The sequence below is a fragment of the Pseudomonas sp. GM80 genome, assembly GCF_000282515.1.
Lineage (GTDB): Bacteria > Pseudomonadota > Gammaproteobacteria > Pseudomonadales > Pseudomonadaceae > Aquipseudomonas.
The window spans coordinates 1-3,811 of record NZ_AKJD01000258.1 but is presented as its reverse complement, the minus strand read 5'-3'; the positions used below and the strand labels follow the sequence as shown (position 1 = coordinate 3,811).

General features: G+C 58.3%; 6 protein-coding genes. 3 read left to right on the top strand and 3 right to left on the bottom strand.

The window, feature by feature from the left end; genetic code table 11:
- The first annotated feature begins 139 nt into the window (after positions 1-139).
- Together PMI37_RS29975 and PMI37_RS29970 are read left to right on the top strand one after the other, a co-directional pair.
- Entirely contained in the window at positions 140-1,330 is a 1,191-nt protein-coding gene (locus PMI37_RS29975) for an osmoprotectant NAGGN system M42 family peptidase (RefSeq protein ID WP_008088578.1), read from the top strand.
- Positions 1,331-1,530: 200 nt separating this feature from the next.
- Entirely contained in the window at positions 1,531-1,758 is a 228-nt protein-coding gene (locus PMI37_RS29970) for a YheU family protein (protein WP_003192759.1), read from the top strand.
- 3 nt (positions 1,759-1,761) lie between these two features.
- Here PMI37_RS29970 and csrA read toward each other — a convergent pair whose 3' ends face one another.
- From csrA to PMI37_RS29955, 3 genes are all read right to left on the bottom strand, one after another.
- Complete coding sequence (gene csrA, locus PMI37_RS29965) at positions 1,762-1,947, bottom strand: carbon storage regulator CsrA (RefSeq protein ID WP_008088573.1); 186 nt, start codon at positions 1,945-1,947, stop codon at positions 1,762-1,764.
- A gap of 138 nt (positions 1,948-2,085) precedes the next feature.
- Positions 2,086-2,418: a YnfA family protein gene (locus PMI37_RS29960; protein WP_008088571.1), complete on the bottom strand. Its 333-nt coding sequence runs from the start codon at positions 2,416-2,418 to the stop codon at positions 2,086-2,088.
- Between the two features lie 63 nt (positions 2,419-2,481).
- On the bottom strand, positions 2,482-3,297 hold the full coding sequence (locus PMI37_RS29955) for an SDR family oxidoreductase (protein WP_008088569.1): 816 nt from the start codon (positions 3,295-3,297) through the stop codon (positions 2,482-2,484).
- Between the two features lie 323 nt (positions 3,298-3,620).
- Here PMI37_RS29955 and PMI37_RS31640 point away from each other — a divergent pair, with 323 nt between their 5' ends.
- Positions 3,621-3,779, top strand: coding sequence for a DUF3309 family protein (locus PMI37_RS31640; RefSeq protein ID WP_169432680.1), 159 nt, complete (start codon positions 3,621-3,623; stop codon positions 3,777-3,779).
- Positions 3,780-3,811: the final 32 nt, after the last annotated feature.

Below are 3,811 nucleotides of genomic sequence, written 5' to 3'. Positions count from 1 at the left end.
CCCCTTCCTGATCGTTCCCACGCTCTGCGTGGGAACGCCTCACCGGACGCTCCGCGTCCATTTGGGACGCAGAGCGTCCCGGGCTGCATTCCCACGCAGAGCGTGGGAACGATCAGTGCTCAACCCATCAGGAGTTTCCATGACCCCGCAAATCCCCGAACCGGATCTCAACTACCTGCAAAAAGTTCTCCTGGAAATGCTCGCCATTCCCAGCCCTACCGGGTTCACCGACACCATCGTGCGCTACGTCGCCGAGCGTCTCGAAGAACTCGGCATCCCATTCGAAATGACCCGGCGCGGCACCATACGCGCCACGCTCAAGGGCAAGAAAAACAGCCCTGATCGCGCAGTCTCCGCGCACCTCGACACTATCGGTGCCGCCGTCCGCGCCGTGAAAGACAATGGTCGTTTGACCCTCGCTCCGGTCGGTTGCTGGTCGAGTCGCTTTGCCGAGGGCAGCCGGGTCAGCCTGTTCACCGACAACGGTGTGATTCGCGGCAGTGTGTTGCCGTTGATGGCGTCCGGGCATGCGTTCAACACCGCGGTGGATGAGATGCCGATCAGTTGGGATCACGTCGAATTGCGTCTGGACGCCTACTGCGCGACCAAGGCCGATTGCGATTCGCTGGGCATCAGCGTCGGCGATGTAGTGGCGTTTGATCCGCTGCCGGAGTTCACCGAAAGCGGACACATCAGCGCCCGCCACCTCGATGACAAGGCTGGCGTTGCTGCGCTTCTGGCTTCGCTGAAAGCCATCGTCGACAGCGGCCAGGAATTGATGATTGATTGCCACCCGCTGTTCACCATCACTGAAGAAACAGGCAGTGGCGCGGCGGCGGCATTGCCGTGGGACGTCAGTGAATTTGTCGGCATCGACATTGCGCCGGTCGCGCCGGGGCAGCATTCCAGCGAGCACGCGGTGAGCGTGGCGATGCAGGATTCCGGCGGGCCTTACGACTATCACCTGTCGCGACACTTGTTGCGGCTGGCCAGTGAAAACGAGTTGCCGGTGCGCCGTGATCTGTTCCGCTATTACTTCAGCGATGCGCATTCGGCGGTGACCGCCGGGCACGATATTCGTACCGCGTTGCTGGCGTTTGGTTGTGATGCAACCCATGGCTATGAGCGCACGCACATCGACAGTCTGGCGGCGTTGAGCCGGTTGTTGGGCGCGTACATTCTGAGCCCGCCGGTGTTTGCGAGTGATGCGGCGCCGGCGAACGCTTCGCTGGATCGCTTCAGTCATCAGATTGAACATGACACGCAGATGGAAAGCGATACACGGGTACCGTCGGTGGACAGTCTGGTGGGGCAGCGTTCGGATAGCTGATCCGGTTTTTGTTATGGCAGGGCTGGCCCCATCGCTAGCAAGCCAGCTCCCACAGTTTTTGCGGTGAATCGCATATTCGTGAACGCCTTCAAACCCTGTGGGAGCTGGCTTGCTCGCGATGAGGGCGGTACTGACTACACAAAACTGGCAGGCAACCGGCATTCGCCGTAGCATCCCGACATTGATCAGCCGAGGTGCCCATGCTCATTCCCTACGACGCTCTTGAGGTCGACACCCTCACCCGCCTCATCGAAGATTTCGTCACCCGTGACGGTACCGACAATGGCGACGACACGCCGCTGGAAACCCGCGTGCTGCGCGTACGTCAGGCGTTGACCAAAGGTCAGGCGCTGATCGTCTTCGACCCGGAAAGCGAGCAGTGCCAGTTGATGCTCAAGCACGACGTGCCCAAGCACCTGTTCGACTGACCCTCAGCGGGCCTTTTCCGCGCGCTGTTTGCGCTGGATTCGGTCGTAGACTTCGGCACGGTGCACATTGACGTTCTGCGGCGCGTCGACACCAAAGCGTACGCTGGAGCCGTTGACCGACAGCACACGCAGGGAAATATCGTCACCGATGGAAATCAACTCACCAACAACACGGCTGAGTACAAGCATGAGGTTCGTCCTTCAGGGTTAGCAAACCCTGAAGATGCGCGGCTTGCCGGCGCGCGACAATGCGTGACCGGCAAATCAGTTTTGCCTTACACGCTCTCAGGTTTGGAGCCGTCAGACGCTTCCCACAAAACCATCGATTCAGGCTGCGGAGAAGCGCGGCCCGAACAGAATCACGCTGGCACCGATCACACACAACGCCACGCCAATCCAGTCCGAACCCAAGGGACGAACGCGCTCGACCACCATCAGCCAGCCAATCGACGCGACGATGTAGATGCCGCCGTAAGCGGCATAGGCGCGCCCGGCATAGTTGGCTTCAACACGGGTCAACAACAGCGCGAACAGGGTCAGGCTGAGCAACGCCGGAATCACCCACAACGCACTTTTGCCTTGGCGCAGCCACATGAAAAAGGCAAAACAACCGGCGATTTCAAACAATGCCGCGAGGAAGAACCACAGATAATTGAGCATTGCTGTATCTCGTCAGGGTGATCATTGCGGCCACCCTAACGATGCAGTCTGCAGCGGGCAAGCTCAGCCGTTGTTCTGTTTGGCCTTGGCGCGCATTTTCTCGGCCATCGAGGTCATTTCGTTGTAGAGCAGTTGCGGATTCTTCTGCTTGATCGCCCAGGCCACGCGCCCTTGTTCGTGGGGCAGGATCATGAATTCACCAGCAGCAACTTGCTGATAAATGTAGTCGGCGATATCGGCGGCAGTAATCGGCGAACTTTCCAGCAACTTGCCGACCGCCGCTTTCATCGCTGGCGTCGGGCCACGGAACGAGTCAAGCAAGTTGGTCTGGAAGAACGATGGGCAGACCACATGCACGCCGACTTCCTGTTGCGCCAGTTCGATCAACAGGCTCTCGGAAAGAGCCACCACGCCGGCCTTGGCCACGTTGTAGTTGCTCATCGCCGGGCCCTGCATCAAAGCGGCCATGGAGGCGATGTTGATGATCTTGCCTTTGCTTTGCTCCAGCAGCGGCAGGAACGCCTTGCAGCCCTTGACCACACCCATCAGGTTAATCGCGATCTGCCAGTCCCAGTCTTCCAGCGACAGTTCGCTGAAGAAACCGCCGGACGCGACACCGGCGTTGTTGACGATGATGTCGATGCCGCCAAGTTTCTCTTCGCAAGCCTGTGCGAAGGCTGTGAGTTGGCTGTAATCACGCACATCGCAGCGCTGGATGAAGCCGTCGCCGCCCGCCTCGCGGACCATTTTCAGGGTTTCCTGCAGGCCGGGTTCGCTGACGTCGGACAAGGCCAGTTGCCAGCCTTCACGCGCCCAGCGCAGCGCGATTTCGCGACCCAGGCCTGAGCCCGCGCCAGTGATCATCATGCGATTTTGCATAGCAGACAGCCTTGTTGTTCTGGGGAAGATGCGCGGAGTGTAGCGAAGGTTGTGTGTGCGCCCACGCTCCATCAAGTTGCTGAATGGAGGATCAAAAGATCGCAGCCTTCGGCAGCTCCTACACCGATCCTGTAGGAGCTGTCGAGTGAAACGAGGCTGCGATCTTTTTGCGTCAAAGGAAATAAGCGACTAATCCAAATACATTAAAAAAACATTGAATTTTCTTTCATTCGCACCAGTCGGATTTTGTAAGCCGTCTGGAATTACTTAGTCTCCAGTCGCCCCTTGAACACCAAGACTTCTCGAACTCTCTCAACAAGGAAATCGACATGGGCACAATTCTTATCATTATCCTGATCCTGTTGCTGATCGGTGGTCTGCCGGTCTTCCCACACTCCAGAAGTTGGGGTTATGGCCCGTCGGGCATCATCGGTGTGGTGTTGGTCGTGCTGCTGGTACTGTTGCTACTGGGTCGGATATAACCGTCTAACCGTGTCTAGTCCTGAAATAGGTT